The sequence below is a fragment of the Mycetocola sp. Y444 genome, assembly GCF_059445295.1.
Map to the genome: position 1 here is coordinate 475,352 of NZ_JCAIUB010000002.1, position 23,187 is coordinate 498,538.

General features: G+C 61.8%; 23 protein-coding genes. 16 read left to right on the top strand and 7 right to left on the bottom strand.

Translation table 11 applies throughout. The features are described 5' to 3' along the window. Positions 1-14: 14 nt before the first annotated feature. The 13 genes from AC1C2M_RS08940 to AC1C2M_RS09000 all read left to right on the top strand — a co-directional run bounded on the left by AC1C2M_RS08940 (position 15) and on the right by AC1C2M_RS09000 (position 15,117). Positions 15-1,262, top strand: coding sequence for a glycosyltransferase family 4 protein (locus AC1C2M_RS08940; protein ID WP_495436494.1), 1,248 nt, complete (start codon positions 15-17; stop codon positions 1,260-1,262). Next, positions 1,259-2,398 carry a glycosyltransferase gene (locus AC1C2M_RS08945; RefSeq protein ID WP_495436014.1) on the top strand — a complete coding sequence of 380 codons (1,140 nt, stop codon included), beginning with the start codon at positions 1,259-1,261 and terminating at the stop codon, positions 2,396-2,398. Before AC1C2M_RS08940 ends, AC1C2M_RS08945 begins: the two co-directional genes overlap by 4 nt. Before the next feature lie 244 nt (positions 2,399-2,642). After that, positions 2,643-3,953, top strand: coding sequence for a lipopolysaccharide biosynthesis protein (locus AC1C2M_RS08950; protein ID WP_495436015.1), 1,311 nt, complete (start codon positions 2,643-2,645; stop codon positions 3,951-3,953). Further along, positions 3,946-5,367: an O-antigen ligase family protein gene (locus AC1C2M_RS08955; protein WP_495436016.1), complete on the top strand. Its 1,422-nt coding sequence runs from the start codon at positions 3,946-3,948 to the stop codon at positions 5,365-5,367. The genes AC1C2M_RS08950 and AC1C2M_RS08955 overlap by 8 nt, the downstream gene beginning before the upstream one ends. Positions 5,368-5,391: 24 nt before the next feature. Next, a complete protein-coding gene (locus tag AC1C2M_RS08960) occupies positions 5,392-6,465 on the top strand; it encodes a glycosyltransferase (RefSeq protein WP_495436017.1) in 1,074 nt (357 codons plus the stop codon). A 141-nt stretch (positions 6,466-6,606) separates the two neighbouring features. Further along, complete coding sequence (locus tag AC1C2M_RS08965) at positions 6,607-7,908, top strand: nucleotide sugar dehydrogenase (RefSeq protein ID WP_495436018.1); 1,302 nt, start codon at positions 6,607-6,609, stop codon at positions 7,906-7,908. A gap of 56 nt (positions 7,909-7,964) precedes the next feature. Then, positions 7,965-9,065 carry a DegT/DnrJ/EryC1/StrS family aminotransferase gene (locus AC1C2M_RS08970; RefSeq protein WP_495436019.1) on the top strand — a complete coding sequence of 367 codons (1,101 nt, stop codon included), beginning with the start codon at positions 7,965-7,967 and terminating at the stop codon, positions 9,063-9,065. Further along, complete coding sequence (locus AC1C2M_RS08975; protein ID WP_495436020.1) at positions 9,062-9,676, top strand: acyltransferase; 615 nt, start codon at positions 9,062-9,064, stop codon at positions 9,674-9,676. Before AC1C2M_RS08970 ends, AC1C2M_RS08975 begins: the two co-directional genes overlap by 4 nt. 75 nt (positions 9,677-9,751) lie before the next feature. After that, a complete protein-coding gene (locus tag AC1C2M_RS08980; RefSeq protein WP_495436496.1) occupies positions 9,752-10,738 on the top strand; it encodes a Gfo/Idh/MocA family oxidoreductase in 987 nt (328 codons plus the stop codon). A gap of 98 nt (positions 10,739-10,836) precedes the next feature. Then, positions 10,837-12,180 (top strand): UDP-glucose dehydrogenase family protein, encoded by a 1,344-nt coding sequence (locus tag AC1C2M_RS08985; protein WP_495436021.1) that lies wholly within the window; start codon positions 10,837-10,839, stop codon positions 12,178-12,180. A gap of 255 nt (positions 12,181-12,435) precedes the next feature. Further along, positions 12,436-14,145 carry a DUF4012 domain-containing protein gene (locus AC1C2M_RS08990; protein ID WP_495436022.1) on the top strand — a complete coding sequence of 570 codons (1,710 nt, stop codon included), beginning with the start codon at positions 12,436-12,438 and terminating at the stop codon, positions 14,143-14,145. Positions 14,146-14,271: 126 nt separating this feature from the next. Further along, the gene (locus AC1C2M_RS08995) at positions 14,272-14,415 is read left to right on the top strand and encodes a hypothetical protein (RefSeq protein WP_483405420.1); all 144 of its coding nucleotides are present in this window, start codon (positions 14,272-14,274) and stop codon (positions 14,413-14,415) included. 111 nt (positions 14,416-14,526) lie between these two features. Then, positions 14,527-15,117 carry an acyl-CoA thioesterase gene (locus tag AC1C2M_RS09000; protein WP_495436023.1) on the top strand — a complete coding sequence of 197 codons (591 nt, stop codon included), beginning with the start codon at positions 14,527-14,529 and terminating at the stop codon, positions 15,115-15,117. Positions 15,118-15,312: 195 nt separating this feature from the next. Here AC1C2M_RS09000 and AC1C2M_RS09005 read toward each other — a convergent pair whose 3' ends face one another. The 3 genes from AC1C2M_RS09005 to AC1C2M_RS09015 all read right to left on the bottom strand — a co-directional run bounded on the left by AC1C2M_RS09005 (position 15,313) and on the right by AC1C2M_RS09015 (position 17,247). Next, positions 15,313-15,681, bottom strand: a complete 369-nt coding sequence (locus AC1C2M_RS09005) for a hypothetical protein (RefSeq protein ID WP_495436024.1) — start codon at positions 15,679-15,681, stop codon at positions 15,313-15,315. 148 nt (positions 15,682-15,829) lie between these two features. Continuing rightward, positions 15,830-16,543, bottom strand: coding sequence for a GAF and ANTAR domain-containing protein (locus AC1C2M_RS09010; RefSeq protein ID WP_495436025.1), 714 nt, complete (start codon positions 16,541-16,543; stop codon positions 15,830-15,832). Beyond that, positions 16,540-17,247: a GAF and ANTAR domain-containing protein gene (locus AC1C2M_RS09015; RefSeq protein WP_495436026.1), complete on the bottom strand. Its 708-nt coding sequence runs from the start codon at positions 17,245-17,247 to the stop codon at positions 16,540-16,542. The genes AC1C2M_RS09010 and AC1C2M_RS09015 overlap by 4 nt, the downstream gene beginning before the upstream one ends. Positions 17,248-17,474: 227 nt before the next feature. Between AC1C2M_RS09015 and AC1C2M_RS09020 the strand changes: the two genes are divergently transcribed. From AC1C2M_RS09020 to AC1C2M_RS09030, 3 genes are read left to right on the top strand one after another with little or no spacing between them, the layout of a single operon-like run. After that, positions 17,475-17,687, top strand: coding sequence for a hypothetical protein (locus AC1C2M_RS09020; RefSeq protein ID WP_483405425.1), 213 nt, complete (start codon positions 17,475-17,477; stop codon positions 17,685-17,687). Between the two features lie 3 nt (positions 17,688-17,690). After that, positions 17,691-17,903 (top strand): YozE family protein, encoded by a 213-nt coding sequence (locus tag AC1C2M_RS09025; protein ID WP_108390270.1) that lies wholly within the window; start codon positions 17,691-17,693, stop codon positions 17,901-17,903. Next, a complete protein-coding gene (locus AC1C2M_RS09030; RefSeq protein ID WP_495436028.1) occupies positions 17,904-18,923 on the top strand; it encodes an NAD-dependent epimerase/dehydratase family protein in 1,020 nt (339 codons plus the stop codon). It abuts the gene before it with no gap. A 50-nt stretch (positions 18,924-18,973) separates the two neighbouring features. Here the strand turns inward: AC1C2M_RS09030 and AC1C2M_RS09035 are convergent, their stop codons facing one another. From AC1C2M_RS09035 to AC1C2M_RS09050, 4 genes are all read right to left on the bottom strand, one after another. Beyond that, positions 18,974-19,630, bottom strand: a complete 657-nt coding sequence (locus tag AC1C2M_RS09035; RefSeq protein WP_495436029.1) for a GntR family transcriptional regulator — start codon at positions 19,628-19,630, stop codon at positions 18,974-18,976. 117 nt (positions 19,631-19,747) lie between these two features. Continuing rightward, on the bottom strand, positions 19,748-20,743 hold the full coding sequence (locus tag AC1C2M_RS09040; protein ID WP_495436030.1) for a transketolase family protein: 996 nt from the start codon (positions 20,741-20,743) through the stop codon (positions 19,748-19,750). Next, positions 20,740-21,651 carry a transketolase gene (locus tag AC1C2M_RS09045; protein WP_495436031.1) on the bottom strand — a complete coding sequence of 304 codons (912 nt, stop codon included), beginning with the start codon at positions 21,649-21,651 and terminating at the stop codon, positions 20,740-20,742. The genes AC1C2M_RS09040 and AC1C2M_RS09045 overlap by 4 nt, the downstream gene beginning before the upstream one ends. A 1-nt stretch (position 21,652) precedes the next feature. After that, positions 21,653-23,101, bottom strand: coding sequence for an MFS transporter (locus AC1C2M_RS09050; protein ID WP_495436032.1), 1,449 nt, complete (start codon positions 23,099-23,101; stop codon positions 21,653-21,655). Positions 23,102-23,187: the final 86 nt, after the last annotated feature.

A 23,187-nucleotide genomic window follows, 5' to 3' on the forward strand; every position in this document is an offset into this window, starting at 1 on the left:
CGACTCCGAAGCAGGTGTGGTTCATCAACCATCACGCGGCACTCCGAGTAAAGGACGGGCGGCAGGGCCGCCATATTGCACTCGCACGATCGCTTCCGAGCCACGGGTGGGAGGCGAGCGTGATCGCAGCTAGCACGACTCATCCAAGTGGGGCCCAGACTTTTGATCGGTCGAGGCTTCGACGTCGTGGGACGGAAGACGGCGTGCGATTCGTTATACTGCGATCGATAAGTTACTCGGGAAACGGAATTCGAAGGATCGCGGGAATGCTGGCGTTCTCCTTGTTCCTCCTTATGCCCGGCGCGACCCGCGGGTTGCCTCGTCCGGACGTGATCGTCGGTAGCACAGTCCACCCGTTTGCTGCGTTGAGCGCACGGATTCTCGCAGCCAGGTTCCGTGTCCCGTTCGTGTTTGAGATTCGGGATGTTTGGCCAGACGTCCTTATCCACCTTGGGCAGCTAGACGGTGCAAGTGTCGGTGCCAGGGGATTGCGAAGCCTGATGTTGAGTCTCGCCCGGGCGTCGAAGCTCGTGATCTCGCCTCTGCCGGGGGTGCACCGGTACCTAGAGGAGGTCGGTCTGCCTGAGAAAGCGTTTCTGTGGGTTTCGAATGGCGTTGAAGTCACGGCGGATGTTCCCGAGCAGCGGTCAATGGTGGGAACACCGTTTGTATTCATGTACCTCGGCTCGCACGGCAACTCGAATGCGATCGAAGGCATACTTTCCGCGTATGACACAGTGGCCCGTGAACTGCCGCAAGAGTCGGTCCAGCTCCGTCTAGTGGGCGACGGGCCGAGCAAAGCAGCACTCGTGGCGCATGCCCAAAGCTTGGGGTCGTGCAGGTCGATTTCCTTCGAAGATCGAGTTCCGAAGTCGGAGGTGCTCCGACGGGCTTCTGAAGCCGACTGCCTGGTCGCGAACATGCACGATCTGCCCGTCTATCGTTTCGGCATAAGCCTCAATAAGGTTTTCGACTACCTGCTAGCCGCCCGCCCGATTGTTTTCGCGACGAACCAAAAGCACAATCCTGTGTCGGAGTCGGGGGCTGGTTACACGGTGCCAGCCGACGACATAGAAGGGCTTCGCAACGCGATGAACAGGGTGATGGTCTTGACGGACTACGAACGATTCCAGATGGGCGAGAAGGGGCGCGCCCACGTAACCACCCGCTATTCCTACTCCAGGCTCGCCGAAATCCTGGCGTCCGGACTCGATGATCTGCTGCCTACTTCGTCCTCGGGCGAGAAAGAGACCCGGAAATGAACGAAAGAAGGGAACTCGGGACAGCGCGGCCAAGAGTGGTCCATGTGAGTTCAGCGCATCCTTGGTCCGACAACCGGATCCACTTACGTGAGGCGGCCACGCTTGTTGGAGGAGGGTACGCAGTGTCACTGGTAGCGCAGGAAAGTTCGATAGAGCTACCGGCCACGGGGGTCGAAGTACGAAAACTCAAGTTTGCCCGCTACGGCCGGCTGAGGCGAATGCTCGCGGGCTCCGCTATTGCAGCTTTCGAGGCTTTGCGCACTCGCTCTCAAGTGTTCCATTTGCACGACCCGGAGCTTATTTGGACGATTCCTATACTTCGCATGCTCGGGAAGGTGGTCATCTATGATGCGCATGAAGACTTACCTTCACAAATTTTGGGGAAGCCTTATGTCAACCGAGTCTCCCAGCCAATCTTCGTCATCTTTGCGCACGGACTAGTCGCTGCATCGAAGATGAGCAATCATGTGATCGCTGCGACAGAGCGGATCGCGGAGCGCTATTCGTCGCATCGAGTGACGGTGATTCATAACTATCCTCCGCTTCGGACCGAGGATGCCGTCGCACCAACTCCATCGAAGCGCGCAAATAGGGTAGTTTACGTCGGTGCAATTGGGAGGGAACGAGGAGCGACGCAGATGGTCGACACCTTGGCGCGGGAAGAGTTCCCGCCAGCATGGAGCCTGCAACTTGTGGGAGGAATGGCTCACGCGTCGCTTTTGGAAAATCTGAAGGCGCGTGAAGGTTGGTCGCGCGTTCAGTTCCACGGCCGAGTTTCTCCAGATGAGGCGAGAAACGTGATTTTAGAATCCAAGGTGGGACTCGTTGTGCTTCAGAAGACGCCAGCGTACCTCGATTCGCTCCCGACAAAAATGTTCGAGTATATGGCTGCTGGTTTACCATTTATCGCTTCAGACTTCCCTCTTTGGCGAAGCATCGTTGAAAAGTTTGATTGTGGTCTCCTTGTGGATGAAACATCACCTGACGCTATTGCGATGGCGGTTAGGCAGTATGCACTCGATCCAGAGTTGCTGGATCGCCACGGCGCGAATGCCAAGAAAGCGGCGGCGAGTCTGAATTGGCATGTGGAAGAACCCAAGCTCTTGGGCCTTTACGCTTCTTTGGTGCGTGCGTGATTTCGACGCCGGCTGCCCCCCAGTGCCTCCGTATGCCGACAGGTCCAAGGACAGTTCGTTGAGTCGTCGCTGGTTCGCGTTCACAACGCCCATTCGCTTTGATCTGCCTGCGTCAAGGGGGACCGGCCGTACAGGGCTTCTCGGTCTCACGTCCACGATCTTTCTTGGCGGTTCGAGACTTACGACCAATGTCCTCTTGGGTCGCCTCGGCGGGCCTGAGCTCCTTGGACTGACACAGAGCGTGATGTCCACCGCGAACCTGGCGACACTCTTCTTGCCCTCTTCCGCGGGTAGTGCTGCGAGCAAGTATGTGGCGCTATACAAAGCCAAAGGGGATCTAGAGGGTGCGCGGGCGGTGGCGCGTTTCATCGGGGTTAGGGTCGCTCAAGCCACCTTGTTGATAGCAGCGGGGATCGTAGGAATTGGATTCTTTCTCGAACTGAATCAGCTCGCTACTACAATGGTCACGCTCCTCTTGGTGATAAGCATGTGCGGGCAGGCCTACATTCGTGGCGTTCACTACGGTGCTGGACAGGTGTCACGTCTAGTGAGATGGGATGTACTAGCAAGCATTGTTAGTATCGTCGCCGTATTGCTGCTGCTTGTGGTCGGGGTGCGAAGCGTCTTGGTCCTAACACCGCTTGCCCTCCTCACGCTGTTCTTTGTCCTTGTGTCTTGGCCATATGGCCGAAGTCGAGGCGTCGCGCGAGACATTCGACGGCAGATTGACCACTTCATGCTTCTCGGGGTCGTAGGCACAGTGTCTAGCTCAGGATTTCTCCAGAGCTCAATCTTGGTCGCTACGGCAATCAACGGGCTCGCTTACGCCGGACAATACTCGGCAGCACTGACTCTTACAACGCCGCTGTCGCTGGTGGCGAGCGCAGTGAGTTTGGCGCTCTTCCCCGCCATGGCGGGTGACCACGGGCGAGGCAATCCCGACGCCCTCCGTCTACGAACGAGCAGCTCAACGAAGATGCTGGTGACCGTGATGCTTGGTATGTTTGGGATCATCAGCATTCTGGCTCAGCCGCTGGTCGCGTGGGTTTGGGGGGCCGGGTTCGAGGGAGCCGACGAAATTCTCGTGCTCCTGCTCCTCGCTGTCGTGATGGTCACTTTAGCCGTGCCGTCCGTGAGCTCACTCACTACCCAGTCCAATCGCGGAATGGCAATTTCAGCGGGATCCAGCCTGCTTGGCTTCAGTATCGGGGCTACGACCTGGCTCTCGCTGCGCGAGAGCCTCCCGCAGTACGTAGTGCCGCTCGGATATCTTGTTGGGGCCACCGTGATTGCAGCTATTCCGTACGCTCTCGTTTGGCGACGCCAGCGGCAGCAATGGTTGGGGCAGACTTTGCTCATCATAGTCACCCTTGTAACCGTTGCTGTGACTGTCGCGCTTTTCCGCTCGAACGAGCTGTCTGGTGACCTGCGAATTATCTTCGCAGGAGTTTTTGCCCTTGTCTGGGGTGTCCTACGAAGGCGAGACATGGTCCAACTTTGGCGCTTGATCCGAGGTTTGCGGGGCTCGAAAAGGTCGGGTAGCTCTGATGGGTAAGTCTCAAGCACCGCACTTCGTTGAATTGAGAAAGCCCGTCAGCGGGCCCGCCGACTATTGCGGCGAGAACTCACCCGCGATACGCAGCCTTCTTTTCTTGATCCCGGTTTTGGCCGGTTTCGGTCCCGCGATCCCGGTTGCGGGTCCACTTTTTGGATTCCGCGTCGCTGCGCTGCTGCTTCTGTTGATAGCTCTCGTGCAACCCGTACGCGTCAGGCGTCCAGGCCAGACCAAGTCGAGGTCGTATCTAAGACCGGCGCTGGCCAGTCTTATATTCATCTGGTGTGTTGTGTCCTTGCTCTTGCTGCTGTTTCGGGGGGCATCGGACTATTCCTCCGCGGAGGGGATCTCTCTGTTCTCTGGAATCGTGCTTTTGGTTGCCGTTGCTACGGTTCGCAATTCAGCGTCTGCGGTGAAGTCGCTAACGGCCGGTTGGCTCCTTGCGTACTTCGCAACTTCAGCTATCTCGGTGCGTGAGATCGTGTTCGGCACTCCTTTCGGGAATTACTATCAGCAACAGGCAGGCAATCCAATCTTGGAGGGCTTCGGCAGTGCAAGCACGTTCGCTAATCCCAACAACTACGCGTTCTTTCTGCTGGTCTCCTTCCCTGTTCTCATCTATGGGTTTGTGTCCGTGGAATTCAAATGGGCGAAGTCGTTGTACGTTGCGGCGCTTGCCTCCCTCCCAGTTTTCATGCTTGCAACTGAAAGCAGGTTCGGGGCGTTTCTCCTTGTGGTTGTTGCGGTCGTTTTCGGATTGGCCTTCCTGCCGCCGCGTTATGCTTTTGTGGCAACGGGGGCGATCGTGATAGGGGCAGTTGCTGTACCGAACGTGGCGAGCGCAATCGTCGATTCTGCGCGCCGTCCGTTCGCCTTTTTGGCCGGCGAGCCAGGTTCGGGACTCGGATCAATCGTGAGCAGCGTATTTGACGAGGGGTCGATGTTAGTTAGGGTCAACCTCTTGAGGAACGGAATCGACTTCACTCTCGATACTTATCTGACTGGGCTCGGACTTGGCGGTTTCGAGACGGCCATGGAAAAGGGGTCCGGTCAGTACCCGACATCCGGAGTTGCGAGCCCGCACAGCGGGCTGATCGAGATCCTCTCTCAGTTTGGTTTCGCGACATTCGCAGCATTCCTTATTCTGCTGATGGCGTTACTTCTCACTGGGGGGAGAGCATTCGCGAATCGGGCAGAATCGCGCGGTAACCGAATCCTCGGATTGTTACTACTTACGCTTCTGGGCTGCTTTCCGTTACTTACCGCCATGAACAGCTCGTTTCTTGAGCCGTCCACGTCGTGGCTTTTCCTCGCCGTGCTGCTCCTTGCCGGTCTGGTACTAGAGAGAAACCGCGCTGAGGTTGGACTATCCGTCGCGTCTTCGGGAGCATCCAGTGCGATTCGCCAAGTATGACGAAGAATTGAAAAGGAGTTTTAGGTGAGTGCGAGATTGGGTATCGGCCCTTTGAACCAAGCGGGACAGGCGAACCAATGGGCTGACAGTGTCAATAGTCACTCTTCCCACGAAGCGTTTTCGTTCGCGCAAGACGGTGCCGTCGCGACACGTCTAAAGGGAGTTCGAATTAAAGACAAGGCGCATGTAACCCTCCCTCATGTGCGGCTAACGCCGCGTACGATCCGGGACCGCCGGGTAGAGGCAGTGATGAAGGGACTCACGCACCTTCTTGACGAGTCGAATACGGCCATGTTCGGGAACTCGTCGTCATTTGGAGCGGAGGTGCAATCGCTGCGTGAGCGCGGTTGTCAAGTCGCGGTTGTCTTTCACGGCAGTGACATCCGAGACCCCCGTGCCGCTCTTGCGGCCAACCCTCACTCATATTTTCGCGACGCGCCGGAAGGGTGGGTCAACACCCTCTCCAGAACGGTCGCGAAGAATAAAGGAGAGATCGCCGCCTTGGGAGTACCTGTTTTTGTGAGCACGCCCGACCTGCTGTCTGACGTCCCCACTGCTCAGTTGTTGCCGTTGACGATCGACGTGGAACTCTGGAAACTCGAGAATAATGAGCTGTCTAGCGATCGCCCATGCGTTTTGCATCGTCCTAGCAGGAGTGATCCCCCCATCAAGGGGACCCAGTACATCGATCCGGTGTTGACTTCAATGGAAGAGGAAGGGATTATCCGCTACCTCCGGCCAGCCGCTGTGCCTCATTCTCGAATGAAGCAATTGGTTCAGCAAGCAGATATTGTTGTTGACCAGATCCAAACCGGTTCGTACGGTGTAGCGGCTATTGAGGCCATGGCGGCCGGGCGATTGGTGATTGGTAACGTGTCTAGTTTTGCGAGGTCGCAGATCCCCGATCGGATTCCAATAGTTGACGCGAATCCAGTAGATTTCGAGTCGGTTATGAGACGAGTCGTTTCGAATATGGAAGACTCGCAGCAGCTAGCGACTCAGGGAATCGCATTCGCGCGGAGATGGCACGATGGTCGCGCGGCATATCAAGCGCTGGACGCGTTCATTGGACCGCATGCTAAGAGCAATCTGTCGTGAGGATGGGTCCCGTTCGGAGCCGCACACGTGAAACCCTCTGGCGCGGGCCCCGCAGCCGTGGCGTGGGCACACAATGGGGTCCCCCGGGCACCAAACCTGCCTTGTCTTCGTGTGGTTTAAACTTAGTTATGCTCTAGTCCTATGCGTATTGCAATTGTTGCTCTCGGAAAAATCGGTCTCCCTCTTGCTGTGCAGTTCGCGGATGCAGGCCACGAGGTGGTTGGTGTAGATGTGAACCCGACTACGGTGGGCTTGATCAATCATGGGATCGAACCCTTTCCAGGCGAGGCGCAACTACAGGAGAAACTCTCTGCTCTGGTTCCTGCCGGCAAGCTTCGCGCAACAACCGAGTACGCCGACGCAATCCCGAACGCTGACGCTGTCGTCCTTGTCGTTCCTTTGTTTGTGAATGATGAGACCTGGGAGCCGGACTTCGCTTGGATGGATGACGCCACGAAGTCGCTCGCGGAGCACCTCACCCCAGGTACCCTCGTGTCGTACGAGACGACGTTGCCGGTCGGCACAACGCGGACCCGGTGGAAGCCGATGCTCGAGGAGGGGTCCGGTCTGGTTGAGGGCACTGACTTCCATCTCGTGTTCTCGCCGGAACGGGTTCTCACGGGCAGGGTATTCGCTGATTTAAAGAAGTATCCGAAACTCGTTGGCGGTCTCAGCGTCGAGGGGGCAAAGCGGGCGACGGAGTTCTACGAGGCGGTCTTGACGTTTGACGAGCGTCCGGATCTGGCCCGGCCGAACGGGGTCTGGGACCTTGGTTCCGCTGAGGCAGCAGAAATGGCGAAACTCGCCGAGACGACGTACCGGGATGTGAATATCGGATTGGCGAACCAGTTCGCGTTGTATGCGGACACCGCCGGGATCGACGTTTACTCGGTGATCGAGGCATGTAACTCGCAGCCGTACTCCCACATCCACAAACCCGGTATTGCGGTCGGCGGGCATTGCATTCCTGTTTATCCGCGGCTGTACCTGTCCACTGACCACGATGCCGAGATCGTCCGTACGGCACGCACGTTGAACGCGTCGATGCCGGCGCGTACCGTCGACCAGGCCGCGAATGTTCTCGGTGACCTCACCGGGATTCGCGCAGTCGTGCTTGGTGCCGCGTACCGGGGCGGCGTGAAGGAGACGGCGTTCTCGGGTGTATTCCCGACTGTCGAGGCGCTGGTCGCGCGCGGAGCCACGGTGCAGGTGCACGACCCGCTGTACGCCGATGACGAGCTCGCCCGCTTCGGGTTTACTCCCTACCACCTTGGGGATCCGGTCGACCTCGCAATCGTTCAGGCCGACCATGACGAATACATGGCACTCACTGCTGCCGATCTCCCGGGGATTCGACTCCTCGTCGACGGACGCAACTCGACTTCCCCCGAGTCGTGGGTGGGAACGCCCCGCCTCGTCATTGGTGGCGGCGGCGCACGCTAGATTCTTAAGCCGCACGCGCGGCACCATTTCCAGCACCTAGACGGGAACACTCACGCATGACTATGTCCTTCATACCGCCGGCCAAGCCCATCATCGGTGACGAGGAGCGTGAGGCTGTCGACCGAGTCCTGCGTTCGGGCATGGTCGCCCAGGGCCCCGAAGTCGCAGCGTTCGAGACCGAGTTCGCGGATGTGATGGTGCAGGGGCGGGCGAGTGTCGCCACCAACTCGGGGACCTCGGGTCTGCATCTGGGCCTGTTGGCTGCTGGCGTGGGGCCCGGTGACGAGGTTATCGTGCCATCGTTCACCTTCGCGGCAACGGCGAACTCAGTGGCGTTGACAGGAGCGACGCCGGTTTTCGTGGATATCGAACCGAACCAATTCACTATTGACCCGGTCGCGGTTGAGGCGGCGATAACGACACGAACGAAGGCAATTATGCCGGTGCACTTATACGGACACCCGGCGCATCTGACCGAGTTGATGTCTATCGCGCAGAATCACGATCTGGACCTCTACGAGGACGCCGCACAGGCGCACGGCGCTGAGCTGCATGGTAAGCGGGTAGGGACCTTCGGCCGGTTCGGAATGTTCAGCCTGTACCCAACCAAGAATATGACCAGCGGCGAGGGCGGAATGGTGACCTGTGATACGGACGACATGGTCCGCAGGGTGAAACTCTTCCGGAACCAGGGCATGGACGTGCAGTATCAAAATGAAGTCATTGGGCTAAATAACCGAATGACAGACATACACGCGGCTATCGGGCGGGTCCAGCTCACCAAGGTCAGCGCATGGACAGCTGACCGTCAGAGGAATGCCGCTTTTCTGGACGCCAACCTCCGGAACGTCATCGTGCCGCCTGTTGCCGCCGGCGCAGTGCACGTGTACCACCAGTACACGGTCCGGGTCCCCGAAGATCGTGATGGATTCGTTGCGGCGCTCAAAGAGGAGTACGCCGTCGGCGCGGGAGTCTACTATCCAGTGCCGAACCACCGTCTCCCGTCGCTTGCCCACTTCGCTAAAGACGTCCACCTTCCGGAGACGGAAAGAGCGGCCTCCGAGGTTGTTTCACTTCCAGTGCATCCGTCGTTGTCAGAGAGTGACCTCGGCCGCATCGTTGAGGCGGTCAATTCCCTCGCGAAAGCAGGTGCATGATTATGCCGAACAGAGATGTCGTCATCGAAGGGACGGCGGAAGTTGCCGATGATGCAATCATCGGTGCCGGAAGTACTGTCTGGCACCTCGCACAGGTTCGCGAAGGTGCGCGGCTGGGGCGGAACTGCATCGTCGGGCGCGGTGCCTATATCGGTAGCGCTGTCGAGGTCGGCGACAACTGTAAGATCCAGAACCATGCGCTTGTGTATGAGCCAGCGCAACTCGGAAATGGTGTCTTCATCGGGCCGGCCGTCGTGCTTACCAACGACACATATCCCCGTGCGATCAACGAAGACGGCTCCCAGAAGAGTTCTCACGATTGGGAGCCTGTTGGTGTGATTGTTCACGAGGGCGCTGCAATCGGCGCTCGAGCGGTTTGCGTAGCGCCGGTAACGATCGGCGCTTGGTCAACCATTGCGGCCGGTGCCGTGGTGACAAAGGATGTCCCCGAATTTGGGCTCATGGCGGGGGTCCCCGCCCGGCGTATCGGATGGGTGGGAAAGGCGGGCGTGCCTCTCCTGAAGTCAGGCGATGGATGGGTGTGCCCAAGGACCGACCAGCGCTACGAAGAAGTGGCTGGGACCCTGAGTGTTGTTGCCACCCACGCTTGAGTCGCTAACCATTTGCTCCGGAAGATTCTATACTCCCGTTGCTCCGATCGATGAAGTGAGAGATTGATGAAAAGAGTGCCTGTCTTGCGGGCTGGCTTGCTTGGTGTTGGGCAGATGGGTCGCCATCACGCACGAGTATTGCGGGAGGTGGAGGGGGTCGAGCTTGTTGCGATAGCGGATCCTGGCGGTGATCCGCACAGCGTCGCCGGTGACCTTGAAATCTTGCCAGACATTGAGTCCCTCATTTCCGCAGGGATTGATATCGCGGTTGTGGCGGTCCCCACAGCTTTCCACGAGGAAGCCGCGTTGAAGCTCGCCGACGCAGGGGTGCATACGTTAGTGGAAAAACCCATCGCTCATACCGTGGGAGCGGGAATGCGAATGGTAGAAGCTTTTCGCGAGAGAGGTCTCGTCGGTGCGGTCGGGCATATCGAACGGTTCAACCCAGCACTCCAGGAATTACGGCGTCGGCTGGAAGCGGGTGACATCGGTGAGGTCTACCAGATCGCGACTCGGCGCCAGGGGCCATTTCCCGCTCGAATCGCTGATGTGGGCGTGGGAAAGGATCTCGGTTCACACGATATCGATCTAGCGGCCTGGGTTGCACAGTCGCCTCATAGCTCAATATTTGCGCAGACAATGCACAAGAGCGGGCGCCCTCACGAGGACATGATCCTTGCGACGGGTCGGTTGGAGAACGGTGTGATCGTTAACCACATTGTCAACTGGCTGAGCCCGATGAAGGAGCGATTGACGATCGTCACGGGCGAGCGCGGAGCCTATGTGGCGGATACGTCCAGCGGGGATCTGACCTTCTACGAGAACGGGACGATTCCGACGGAATGGGACTCCGTCTCTGCCTTCAGAGGCGTGTCAGAAGGGAATGCCACCCGATTCGCGTTCCAGAAGCGGGAACCGTTGCGAGTCGAGCTAGAGGCTTTCCGAGACGCGGCACTCGGAGAGCGTAGCGACGTCGTGACGATGGAAGACGGGCTTCGGACTTTGGTGGTCGTCGAAGGGGCGATCCAATCCGCAAACAACAATGTGATGGTCACTTTCTGAAAGGAATGAGGCAGGCGCTTCGGCAACGGAAGACAATTAGGTAAACGGCAGATTACGCAACCCGCCTCCGCGTCTCACCCGTATATGGTGAGTGCATTATGAAAATCGCAGTAATCGGGTGCGGGTACCTTGGTGCAGTCCATGCGGCATCAATGGCATCTCTTGGCCACGACGTTGTCGGCATTGATGTGGATTCTACGAAGATTGCAGCATTGGCGGAGGGGCGGGCGCCGTTTTTCGAACCGGACCTCCCGGAATTGCTTCGCGAAGGAGTCGCGATCGGACGACTGCAGTTCAGCACTGAAATCGCGGACGCAGCCGGTGCCAGAGTGCACTTCATCGCCGTCGGTACGCCGCAGCAGAAGAACGGTACGAGTGCAGACCTCAGCTATGTGGATGGTGCCGTTGACGCTCTTCTCCCGCACCTAAGAGTGGGCGACCTGGTTGTCGGAAAATCGACAGTCCCAGTCGGCACCGCCGAACGGCTGGCGAAGGTGATCGAAGCGGTTGGTGCGGAGCTGGCTTGGAATCCGGAGTTCCTCCGCGAGGGGTACGCGGTCAAAGACACCATCGCACCGGACCGACTCGTCTACGGGATTAAGCGCGACGCTCTCGCGACGCCTCTCTCGGGTGCTGGTGGCTCGGTCGAGAATCGCCCGTCTGCGGTTGACGTCCTCAATGAGGTGTACGCCCAGGCGATATCAAACGACACACCACTCGTCGTTACCGACTATGCGACCGCCGAACTGGTGAAGGTTGCGGCGAACGCTTTCTTGGCCACGAAGATCTCCTTCATCAATGCCATGGCCGAAATCGCCGAGGTTACGGGCGCTGACGTCACTGAACTGGCGGATGCAATCGGTTACGACGCGCGCATCGGTCGGAAGTTCCTGAATGCCGGCGTTGGCTTCGGCGGTGGCTGTCTCCCGAAGGATATCCGTGCGTTCACGGCCAGAGCCGAGGAGCTTGGCCGGGGTGAGTCTGTGGCGTTCCTCAAGGAGGTAGACGCCATCAACCTACGCCGACGCGATCGCGTTGTTGAGCTGGTGGTGGACGCTCTCGGCGGGAGTGCCTACAAGAAGAAGGTGGCTGTTCTTGGACTCGCGTTCAAGCCGGACAGCGACGACACGAGAGATTCGCCTGCCCTGGATGTGGCCGTCCGCCTTCATGGGTTAGGAGCACGAGTCGTAGCTACAGATCCTGAAGCGATCTCGAATTCACGCCAGCGGCATCCACAGCTCACCTTTGGCTCGACTGAGGAAGCTCTCGCGGGTGCGGACGCCGTCGTCCTCGTGACCGAGTGGGATGAGTACAAGGCAATTGATCCAGTCGCGGCGGCGTCGGTCGTTAACTCCGCCGTGATCGTTGACGGCAGGAACTGTCTGGACGCCGAGAAGTGGCGTTCTTCCGGGTGGACCTACATCGGACTCGGGCGCCGATAGAGCAAGCTTTGCCCCTGTCGGCGGCTGCGAGATCGTGGTCGTCTTGCTCGCGCGTCAGTGTGCGATGTGCGCGGTGAGGGGCGGTGCGTCTGATTCAATAGGTCCGTGCCTGATGCCTCTGCTGCCCCCGGAATTGATCGTGCGTCGACGAAGCGTCGACGCAACCCATTGCGACGGTGGTGGGTCTGGGGGCTGTTAATCGCGGTGTTAGTGGTCGTATCCGGTGTAGCCGCCCTCGCTGCTAACGCGCTAACAGTGCGTAACGAGTTACAGGCGGCGATTCCGCTCGCTGCGGAGCTGAAAACAAAAGCGACCACAGCGGACATCGAGGGCGCTAAGAAGGTCCAGGCCCAGATCGAGGAGAAGCTCCACACCTCATCTCGTGTTGTGGGTGAACCGCTCTGGGGGATCGGCGAAGCAGTTCCTTGGGTGGGTAGCAACTTCACGGCAGTCAGAGAGCTGGTCCAAGCCACGAACGCCCTGATGAGTGACGCTGTTGGTCCGCTCGTCGACATTGCCGCGACGACGGACCCCGCCTCGTTCGCGCCGGTCGATGGCGCTATCAACACTGAGCCTCTCACCGACGCGGTGCCGACGATCGCGTCCGCTAACGCAGCACTGAAGAAGGCGCTCGCGTCGGTGCGGGACGTGGATACGTCAGGCACTCTTGAACAAGTTGCGGTCGCCAAGTCTCAGTTGGCTGCCGTTCTTGCGGAGCTCGAGGGTCCGCTCGAAACTCTCGATGCGATCGTGCCTCTTCTAGGGCCGGCCCTCGGAACCGAAGCGCCCCGCACATACGCCGTCATGTTCCAGAACAACGCTGAGTCTCGGGCACTGGGTGGCACGGCGTTGTCCTTCGCTGTTGTCAAAGTTGATCGTGGACGAATCGAATTGACCGAAGCGCTCCCGGCAGGTTTCGGCAATTTCGAGCGCTACCCGGATTCTGTCATCCCGGTCCCGGACGGTGTCGAAACGCTCTATCCGGGGGGCGAGTTCGGCGCGTTCATCCCCAACGCCACGCTTCGTCCCAGCTTCACTTCGGCCGCGCAGATTGTGCAAGAGAACTGGATTCGTAACCTCGGCTATCCAGTAGACGGAGTTCTCTCCCTTGATCCCGTTGCGCTCAGCTACATCCTCCGGGCGACCGGGCCGGTAGCTCTGGCTGGTGGCGATGTCTTGACGAGCGACACGCTCGTTGCTTTCCTGCTGAATGAGGTCTACCTTCGGTATTCCTCCGGCATAAATGACAATCTCGCTCAGGATCTGATCTATGCGGAAGCGGTGGATGCTACGTTCAGCGCGCTGACGAACGGCCCCCTCGACGCAGGTGCGCTCTTGGGCGCGCTGGCGCAAGGCTGGGACGAACGCAGGATTCTCTTTTGGAGCGCCAACGCCGAGGAACAAGCGCAGCTCGCAGCCATCGGACTCAATGGCGAAATTCCAGTCAGCGATGAGAAGACCGACCGCGTGGGACTCTACTTTGAGGAGAATGTTGCGTCGAAGCTCGGATTCTACACACAGCAGTCGGTGACCCTGTCGACCGCGCTGTGTCGAACGGATGGCCGTCAAAGCGGGCGGGTCAGCGCAGCACTGACGAATTCAGTTGACCCGACCGTCGCTGACTCGCTTCCCATTTCTGTCGCCGGACGTTGGGAGCGTCAGAAGCTCGACCCCGGCGTGCAACGGTTGTTTGTGCGCTTGTACGCGCCTCCGGGAGCTGAGATCTCCCGCATCCTCGTGAACGGAGAGCCCGTAACGGTCGAACCATTTCACGACACCGACTACCCCGTGGGTCGGGTGAGAGTCGTGATCCCACCGGGTGAAACCGCGACCGTCACCTACGATTTTGTGACGGCTGCTCCGACCAACGGCACGAAGACGCTCGAGGCCCAGATCACACCCATGGTGAACCCGACGACGGTGAAGGAAGAAGAGCTGGATTGCTCGACAGTCCCGGTGGGGTAGGGGGCTGGGTGCGGCGGGGAATAGTGGCGCACCGGCTGGCCGCGGCGCAACCCCTGCTTCGACGACGAGGCCGACGCGTATGGTGGGCAGACAGCGACGCCGCTGCCCGACTCGAAAGGACACACCATGTCGAACACCGAACCAATGAGCTTCGAGCCGAACCCCGAGCCGACCGTGATGAACCCGACCGACGTCGACTATGTCGGCGAAGAAGAGCCCGAGGTCGACGAGCGCGAGGTCGACTCGCGCGACGCCGACGTTATCGAGTAGGGCTCGTCGTAGCCGTTGCGGTCCCCAGCGCTCAGGCGCCAGGGCCGCTCCTTTTGTGGAGGATCGACAGCCCTTGCCGCGAACCGTGCCCGAACTGTCTAGTCTGGCTGGGTGAATCTTCTCTGGCGCACCATCCTGCACTTCTGGCTGTCGAAGCGCGCGCACCGGCGCGACACCGACGGCCTCCACCCCTACGACGTGTTTTCCACCTCGTATCGAGTGCTCCCGACGGACATCGACATCCTCGGCCACCTCAACAATGGGCGCTACCTCTCGATCGCCGACCTCGGCCGGTTCGACATGCTCGTCCGCAGCGGACTGTGGGCTGAAATGCAACGGCTGGGCTGGTACCCGGTGGTGCAGAGCCTCACCATCAGCTACCGGAAGTCACTCCTGCCGTGGAAGAAGTTCGACGTCGAGACACGGTTCATCGGCTTCGACGACCGCGCGGTCTACGTGGAACAGCGATTCGTCTATGAGGGCGAGATCTACGCCCGCCTCCACATGAAGGGTCGCTTCCTCAAGCGTGCCGGCGGCCATGTCTCGGTGGAGGAGATCCGCCAGCTCGCCGGTGACCCCCAGAACGACTCCGAAATCGAGGGCTGGATCCACTCCTGGGCCTCCGACGTGGCATTGCCATCCGTGAAGAGGCCCGCACCCAGCATCTGGGACAACAGCGACCGTCCCGTGCACCGGCGCTGATCCCCAACGCACCCGGCGCGACCAGCGCTGTGACGTGCGTCGCGGCATCCGGTGGATGAGGGTGAGGGCCGCCGTACTTGCCCGGGCAGCGGGCAAGCGCGGCGACCCTGTGTGCTGGCACCCCCGCACCAGCACTGGCGGCTCGGACGCCGACTCCCTGTGAGTAGGGCCCCCGTCGGTATCCGAGCGCGCCGCTTAGGCGAACGTATGAACGTCCGAGTACAGTGGCGATTCGCCGACGGCGCGAACCTCCCAGGTTGTCACCGGGGGCCGTGAAACGACCGCCGAGTGTGAAGCGAGCAGGGCGACGCGGCGGCGAAGATCGCCGACCACAGAGTCGCTCACGACATCGCGAACGAGGGTCGGTTCGCTCTCAAAGAGCATCCCGGTGCTGGGCACCAGCAGGAGTTCGACCCGCCCGGCTGAGCCGTCGCGGCGGGAGATGGGTACCTCGACCACGTCGGACATGTTCGTCTCGACGAGGGCATGAGCGTAAGCGATGAGCGCGCGGGCGATGGCATCACCGGTGACGAACGTTGCGCCCGCGTAGTGAATTCTTTTCATGGTCGATGTCCTCCCAGATCAGCCCATCGGTGTGGGCATCATCCCGGGGTCCGGGGGACAATCAACGCATCGGGTGCGCTCTCGCTCACCGTACGCTGCAAACCGGCATTACGGAAGGGCCAGCCGGAAATAGGAACTCTGCGGGAGGTCAGATGACGAGAGTGCGGTCCACAACCTGCTGAGCGACCGACGAGAGAAGCATGCCCTTGCTTCTCGCGTAGGACCTCAGCTTCAGGAAGGCCTCGTCGGTTGACGAGTCGTTAAGGAACGCCAGCACGCCCTTCGCCTGCTCGATCAGCACACGAGAATTCAGCGCGGCCTGCAACTGTGACCTCACCGCGTCGCTCTCGCTCAGCATCCGTTCGTGAAGGATGCCGATGGTCGCGACATCCGCCAGCGCCTGCGCGGCGCGAACTTCCCGTTCGTCGAGGGCGCCCTCGTCGCTACGCAGCAGGTTGAGCGCGCCGATACGGTTCTCCCGGAGGCGCATCGGCAGTGCGACGACGCCCTTGAAGCCTTGTTCGGCGGCGCTGTCGATGAACCGCCGCCACTTCTCCGGTCCCTCGCTGATCTTGGTGAGCGACATCACTTCGCCCGTGGTGAACGCATCGATGCAGGGGCCAGCGTTGGCCGAGAGCTGCATCAGTTCAACGATGCTCGTCGCTTCACTCGTTGATGCGACGAGTTCAAGGTTCTCGGCAGTATCCCCGAGCAGGATGCCTGCGGCCGTGACGTCGAAGGAGGTCTGGCAGCTCTCCACGAGCGTTTGCATCAGCCCGATGGCGTCGTAGTCGCTGACGAGTGTATCTGCGAGGCTCGCGAAAGCTTCAACGAACTCGTCCCCGCGTAGTGTCTTAGTCATGAGGTCTCCCCGGGCTGTGTTGATGTGGAAAGGTCCAGCGTGCGGGCGAGGATGTCTTCGGCAACCTCCTGGACCGGGCGTCCCGCGGCGAAGGCGTGAGCCTGGATAACCAGTCGGGCGTCATCGGGTGAGAGGTTGAGTTGGGCGAGCACCATTCCAGTTGCCTGGTGGAGAGTGCGCCGAAAGAACGGGTTGTGCGGCTCCTGCGTGTCTGGCTGGTCGAACTTGTCCAGGGCCTGGCGGAGGACGAGGCGGCTCACCACGGCGGCAAGGGCCACCGATCGCCGCGCATCGGCGGCGCTGAGTGCTCCCGGTGAGGCGCGGTAAAGGTCGATCGCTCCGAGGCGCAGCGATCCGACGAGCATCGGAAAGGCGAAAATCGCCCCGACATCTTCCCGGCGGAGTGCCTCTGAAAACGCCGGCCAGGACCTCACAGGGTTATTGCGCACGTCGGGCTCCAGCACCGGGCGTGCCGATGAGAGTGCATCCCAGCACGGACCTTCGCCAAGATCGAACTGCAGTTCGTCGAGCCTCGCGGCGTGATGGCTGGTCGCCGAGACGGTCTCGGTGCCGAGCAACGAGCCGAGCGTGGAGACCGCAGCGCTCTCGACCGGCAGGCTGTCGACAAACGGCTGCGCCAGGTCGGCGTTGTGGCCGTTGTCGCGGGTGAGCGATTCCATCGCAAGGGCGAAGACGTCACGCATGACAAACACCGCCGCTAGGGTACTCACGCCATGTGGCGGGGGCGTCCGATCGAATTCTCATAGTCGAACCACGTTACCCGTCTTCCGGTCGGTTGAGTAGTGCGCACTCCGAGCGCAGCGGCATCCGTCAGCGTCTTTCAGCGGCGACGATCCTGCCGCGCCGTCAAGCCCTTTCGAGAGCCCGCGCCGCAACGTAGGGTTGGGAAACCAACCGAGAGGAGACAACCATGTCTGACAACACTGGTGACCTGGGGCCTGACTCGACAATCCCCGACCACAAGACCGGCCTCGCAGCCGGATACACCGGCGAACCATCGAGCTTCGAGCCCGAAGAAGACCCGGAACACCACTCCGACGACGCCGACACGGATGCCGACCCTGACGCCGGCGCAGATCCTGCGGCCGGTATTCAGACCGGTGACAAGCGGATCGAGAGCTGAGCCATGACGTACACCTTCTCCGGCTGGCTTGCCAAGCAGAGCGACCGCGATGACGTGGTCGGCGAACTCGCCCGCAGCGTGCAAAACGACGGGCTCTTTCCCAAGCACGGTGACAAGGCCATCTTCGACGGCTATTTCAGCGCCGACAACACGGTGGCCGAAACACGTCAGGCGTTCGAACGCGCCTGGGACGAGTTCGAAGGGCTCCCCGGGTAGATGCGCGTCGTCGTTGTAGGGGCTACGGGCAATATCGGCAGCGCCGTTCTCACCCGTTTGCGTGAAGAACCGTCCGTCACCGAGATCGTCGGGGTCGCACGGCGCTCGCCGACGGCATCCGTCGCCCCCTACAGCGGGGTCTACTGGCACCAGCTCGACATCGGTGAGTCAACGGCGCCTGCACAGCTCGCCGGGATCTTTGCCGGTGCGGATGCCGTGATCCACCTGGCGTGGGCGCTCCAGCCGAATCACGACGAAGAGCTGCTCTGGCGCACGAACGTGACCGGCACGAAGAACGTGCTCGCGGCCGCCGCCGCAGCACGGGTCGGGCAGGTTGCGTACCCGTCGTCTGTCGCCGCGTACAGCCCCGGCCCCAAGACGCGTCGCGTAGATGAGAGCTGGCCGACCGGGGGAGTGCCGTCGTCGCACTACTCGCGCCACAAGGCGATCAACGAGCGCGCGCTCGACCGGTTCGAGGAAGAGAACCCGGCCATCGTCGTCACCCGACTGCGGCCGGGATTCGTGTTCAGCCGTGACGCGGCCACCGAGATCGCCGGCCTGTTCGTCGGCAAGGTGATCCCGCTGGGCTGGCTCAAGTTCGTGCCTGTGCCGTTCGTGCCGCTGCCGCCGCAATTCGTGGCGCAAATCGTGCACTCGAGCGACGTCGCCGACGCGTTCTGGCGTGCCATCGACCGCCGGGCGGCCGGCGCCTTCAACCTGGCCGCCGAGCCGGTGATCAACGGTGAGGTCGTCGCATCCGTTCTCGACGCCAAGTGGGTGCGGATCCGGCTGCGTGTCGCCCGGGCTGTTGCCTCGCTGACCTGGAAGTTGCGGCTGCAAAACTCTGACCCGGGCTGGATCGACCTGGGCGCTCTCGTGCCCGTGATGTCGACCGAGCGGGCACGGCGCGAGCTGGACTGGCAGCCCACCGTGTCGTCGACGGAGGCGCTCGCCGAGATCCTCGAGGGTGTTGCCGAACACTCACGGGTGGAGGCATCACCGCAGCTGCGCGGCGTGTAAACCCGGCCTGCGCTGGATGTGGGCCCGCGCCGGATGTGACCTGGCCGCTGCTAACCGACGAGGTTGGCGGCGGCCTCATCCATGTGCTCGATGATTGTGGTGCGCGCCGTCGCGGCGTCGCCGGTCTCGATGGCGTCGACGATGTCGCTGTGCCGGTCGACCTGCATGTTCGAGATCGCGCGGTCGGCCCCGGCGAACATGATCGACATCCGGACGGTGCCCTCGAGCGCCTGCCACGACCGCATCAGCGTCTCGTTGTCGGTGAGTCTGCACAGTGTGCGGTGGAAGTTGAGGTCGGACTCGATCCGGTCTTCGAGGCCGTCTTTGGCCGCTCGCGCCATGCCCTCGATGGCGTCGCGGAGCTCGGCGATGACGGCGGAGCGGTCGGGCAGTCCGCTCAGGGTTCTGGCCGCGAGGGACTCAAGCACCGCCCGCACGGCGAAGACGTCGCGGATCTCCTTGTCGCTCAGGCTGCGCACGCTGAGCCGCCCCCTGGCGCCGGCGGAGACGAGGCCTTCCTGCTGCAGTTCGCGCAGCGCTTCGCGCAGTGTGCCTCGGCTGATCTTCAGCGTCTCAGACAGTTCGGTTTCGACCAGGTGTGTTCCCGGTTGCAGTTCGCCGGTAGAGATGGCGCGCCGCAGGGCATGGAGCGCCTGCTGCCTGAGGCTCGTGCGCTCGAGCCCGAGGAGGGATGCCGGTGCCACCATGAGGTGTTCCTTTGGTCAGTTGTCGACATTAAGAAGTTGACATTGATGCTAGCAAAGCGTGTGGCGCTCAAGCGGTGTAAAACCGTTCGAGCGCCACACGTCCCCCTTTGGCCGCATTCAATCGAGTTCGGAGAGGACTGTTGCGACGATTTTGTCGACCGACAGTCCGTAACGGTCGTGCAGTGTGGGCAGCGCTCCAGCGGCGAGGAACTCGTCCGGCAGCCCGATCGGCACCACCCGCTTGCCGAGTCCCGCCCGCACCGTTGCGCTCGCGACGGTCTCGAACAGCCCGCCGACCACCGAGTGGTTCTCGAGCGTCACGGCCAGGCGGTTGGTGTTGATCGCCCCGAGTACCGTCTCGCTGTCGAACGGCTTGATCGTCGGGGTGTGTACGACCGCAACGTCCACTTTGTGTTTGCCGAGAGCATCCGCCGCCTGAAGCGCGCGCATCGTCATCAGCCCGCTGGAGATGAAGACGACGTCGGTGCCGCCACGCAGTTCCTTGGCCTTGCCGAGTTCGAACGTGTAGTCGTACTCGTCGAGCACCGTCGGCACCTTGCCGCGCAACAGGCGCAGGTAGGTGGGGCCGTCGCTCGCCGCGAGTTGCGGCACCGCCTGCTCGATGTCGACCGAGTCGCACGGGTCGACGATGGTGAGGTTCGGCATGCCGCGGAAGATCGCCATGTCCTCGGTCGCCTGGTGGCTCGGGCCGTAGCCGGTGGTGAGGCCGGGCAGCCCACCGACGACGTTGACGTTGAGGTTGGGCTCGGCGATGTCGAGGCAGAGGAAGTCGTATGCCCGCCTCGCGGCGAACACCGAGTAGGTGGACGCGAACGGGACGAGTCCGGTCTCGGCGAACCCGGCGGCGGCGCCGAACAGCAGCTGCTCGGCCATGCCCATCTGGAAGAACCGCTCCGGGAATGCCTGGGCGAAGATGTGCATGTCGGTGTACTTGCCGAGGTCGGCGGTGAGTCCGACGATCCTGTCGTTCTCCTCGGCCGCCTTGACCAGCGCGTGCCCGAACGGGGTCGGCGCCGTCTTCTGGCCGGGGTCGGCGAACGAGGCGATCATCGCCGAGGTCTTGAGTTTCGGCGTTGAGGTTGTCGTGCTCATGAGCGAGCCGTCCCTTCGTGTGCTGCGGCCTCGAAGCCCGCTGTCAGCTGGTCGCGGCAGATCTGCCACTCGCTCTCGTCGATGCGCATGAAGTGCGCCTTCTCCCGGTTCTCGAGCAGCGGCACGCCACGGCCGACGAGCGTGTCGCAGAGGATCATCGACGGGCGACCGGTGGCGGATGCCTGCTCGCTCGCGTTCGAGAACGCCCGGACGAGCTGCTCAGGGTTGTTGCCGTCCACCCGCTGCGTGAACCAGCCGAACGCTTCCCACTTCTCGGTGAGCGGTTCAGTGCGGAGAACGGTGTCGGTCTTGCCGTCGGCCTGGAGCGCGTTGACGTCGACCATCGCGGTCAGGTTGCCGAGCTGGTGGTGGGACGCGGCCATCGCGGCTTCCCAGGTGGAGCCCTCATCGACCTCGCCGTCGGAGAGGAAGTTGAACACTCGGGCGTCTGAGCCCTGGAAGCGGAGGCCGAGCGCGATACCGACGGCGACGCCGAGTCCGTGCCCGAGTGACCCGCCCGAGATCTCCATCCCTGGCGTGTAAGTGGCCATGCCCGACATCGGCAGCCGCGAGTCGTCGGACCCGTAGGTCTCGAGCTCCTTGACCGGGATGATGCCCGCTTCGGCCAGCGCCGCGTAGTGGCCGATGGCGTAGTGCCCGGTCGAGAGCAGGAACCGGTCCCTGCCCTCCCACTCGGGCTCGTCCGGCCGGAACCGCAACTGGTCGGCGTAGACCGCGGCCATGATGTCGGCGGAGCCGAGGGCCTGGCCGACGTAGCCCTGGCCCTGCACCTCTCCCATGTTCAGTGCGTAGTGGCGCATCCGGTATGCGGCTGCGGCGACCCGGTCGACGCGATCCTCGAGCGAGGTGGTGGCGGCCGATGGCTGCTCGTGTGTGAGCTGGCTCATGTCAGGACACTCCTTCGTGGCTGGTGGGGGTGACGCGTGTGGCATCCGTTTTCTCCGAGGAATCCGCCCGGCGAGCGGCGTGCGAGTGCCGTGCGGCGCTCGACCCCTCGGTGGACACCGCCCGGTGCGCGACGTCGGCGGTCGTGGCCTCGTCGGCCAGTCGTCGTTCGCGCTTGCCCCAGGTCTCCCGGGTGGCGAGTGCGGCCCAGAGGCCGATCGCCGCGTAGAAGCTGAACAGCAGCGCAGGTCCGACCCAGCCCATCCCGATGAAGAGAAGGGTGGTGACGAACGGAGTGAAGCCCGCGACCATGGCCGAGATCTGGTAGGCGAGCGATGCGCCCGACGACCGCGTGTTCGCGTTGAACAGCTCGGGGAACCAGGCGCCTTGTGCGCCGGCGAGCGAGTTCTGGCAGATCGCGTACGAGATCACCATCGTGGCGATGATGAGCGGGAAGAGGCCGGTGTTGACCATCAGGAACATTGGGATGCCGTAGAGCAGGGCGAACAGGCACGACCAGATGTAGACCGGCCGGCGGCCGACGCGGTCGGTGAGCCTGCCCCAGGCCATGGTGGCAAAGATGCCGATTCCGGATGCCACGACGAGGCCGACGAGGGTCTCCGACTTGTCTGCGAGCTCTGTGGTGTGGAGGTAGGAGATCATGTACGTGATCGACACCGCGTAGCCCGCCGTCTCGGCGATCCGCAGGCCGATGCCGCGGACGATGTTGCGCCAGTCGGTCTTGATGACCTCGATGATCGGGTTCTTGACGATCTGGCCGTGTTCCTTGACGTCTTCGAAGACGGGGGACTCGGGGACCTTCGCCCGGATGATGAGTCCGACGGCGACGAGCACGATGCTCGCGAGGAAAGGGACCCGCCAGGCCCAGTCGCCGCCGAGCGATCCGCTGGCGAGGAAGACGAGGTTGGCGAGCAGGAGCCCGACCGGGAAGCCTGCCTGGACGATGCTCGTGTACTTGCCCTTCTGCTTCCACGGCGCGTGCTCGTAGCTCATCAGGATCGCGCCGCCCCACTCGGCACCGAACGCGAGGCCCTGGATGATGCGTACGAGCACCAGCAGGATCGGGGCGATGATGCCCGCCGTCTGGTAGGTCGGCAGGAGTCCAATCGCGAAGGTCGCGAGGCCCATCAGGATGAGGGATGCCACGAGCACGGGTTTGCGGCCGAGCTTGTCGCCGAGGTGACCGCCGATGATGCCGCCGATCGGGCGGGCGGCGAAGCCGACACCCAGCGTGGCGAAGGCGGCGAGGGTGCCCGTGACCGGGTCTCCGCCGGGGAAGAAGGCGGTACCGAAGTACAGGGCAGCTGCCGTGCCGAAGCCGATGAAGTCGTAGGTCTCGATGACTGCGCCCACCCCGGAGCCGATGGCCACTTTTCGGGCATCTTTCGTTCCCGAGACTGGTCCGCGCATTGTCAGAGCGTCGTTGCTCATTGAAATACCTTTCAATCGCTGTGACTGTCGACCACCGACAGCATCACGTTCAGGACAGTCTGAGCTTGTTGATCGAGCTTGTCAAC

Coding starts and splice junctions, on each gene's coding strand:
- AC1C2M_RS08985 (WP_495436021.1), top strand. CDS start 10,837: ATGAAAATCGCAGTAATCGGGTGCGGGTACCTTGGTGCAGTCCATGCG.
- AC1C2M_RS08975 (WP_495436020.1), top strand. CDS start 9,062: ATGATTATGCCGAACAGAGATGTCGTCATCGAAGGGACGGCGGAAGTT.
- AC1C2M_RS09005 (WP_495436024.1), bottom strand. CDS start 15,681: ATGAAAAGAATTCACTACGCGGGCGCAACGTTCGTCACCGGTGATGCC.
- AC1C2M_RS09020 (WP_483405425.1), top strand. CDS start 17,475: ATGTCTGACAACACTGGTGACCTGGGGCCTGACTCGACAATCCCCGAC.
- AC1C2M_RS08970 (WP_495436019.1), top strand. CDS start 7,965: ATGACTATGTCCTTCATACCGCCGGCCAAGCCCATCATCGGTGACGAG.
- AC1C2M_RS08965 (WP_495436018.1), top strand. CDS start 6,607: ATGCGTATTGCAATTGTTGCTCTCGGAAAAATCGGTCTCCCTCTTGCT.
- AC1C2M_RS08995 (WP_483405420.1), top strand. CDS start 14,272: ATGTCGAACACCGAACCAATGAGCTTCGAGCCGAACCCCGAGCCGACC.
- AC1C2M_RS08955 (WP_495436016.1), top strand. CDS start 3,946: ATGGGTAAGTCTCAAGCACCGCACTTCGTTGAATTGAGAAAGCCCGTC.
- AC1C2M_RS09025 (WP_108390270.1), top strand. CDS start 17,691: ATGACGTACACCTTCTCCGGCTGGCTTGCCAAGCAGAGCGACCGCGAT.
- AC1C2M_RS09035 (WP_495436029.1), bottom strand. CDS start 19,630: ATGGTGGCACCGGCATCCCTCCTCGGGCTCGAGCGCACGAGCCTCAGG.
- AC1C2M_RS08950 (WP_495436015.1), top strand. CDS start 2,643: ATGTCCACCGCGAACCTGGCGACACTCTTCTTGCCCTCTTCCGCGGGT.
- AC1C2M_RS09015 (WP_495436026.1), bottom strand. CDS start 17,247: ATGCGTGACGTCTTCGCCCTTGCGATGGAATCGCTCACCCGCGACAAC.
- AC1C2M_RS09010 (WP_495436025.1), bottom strand. CDS start 16,543: ATGACTAAGACACTACGCGGGGACGAGTTCGTTGAAGCTTTCGCGAGC.
- AC1C2M_RS09045 (WP_495436031.1), bottom strand. CDS start 21,651: ATGAGCCAGCTCACACACGAGCAGCCATCGGCCGCCACCACCTCGCTC.
- AC1C2M_RS09050 (WP_495436032.1), bottom strand. CDS start 23,101: ATGAGCAACGACGCTCTGACAATGCGCGGACCAGTCTCGGGAACGAAA.
- AC1C2M_RS09030 (WP_495436028.1), top strand. CDS start 17,904: ATGCGCGTCGTCGTTGTAGGGGCTACGGGCAATATCGGCAGCGCCGTT.
- AC1C2M_RS08945 (WP_495436014.1), top strand. CDS start 1,259: ATGAACGAAAGAAGGGAACTCGGGACAGCGCGGCCAAGAGTGGTCCAT.
- AC1C2M_RS09040 (WP_495436030.1), bottom strand. CDS start 20,743: ATGAGCACGACAACCTCAACGCCGAAACTCAAGACCTCGGCGATGATC.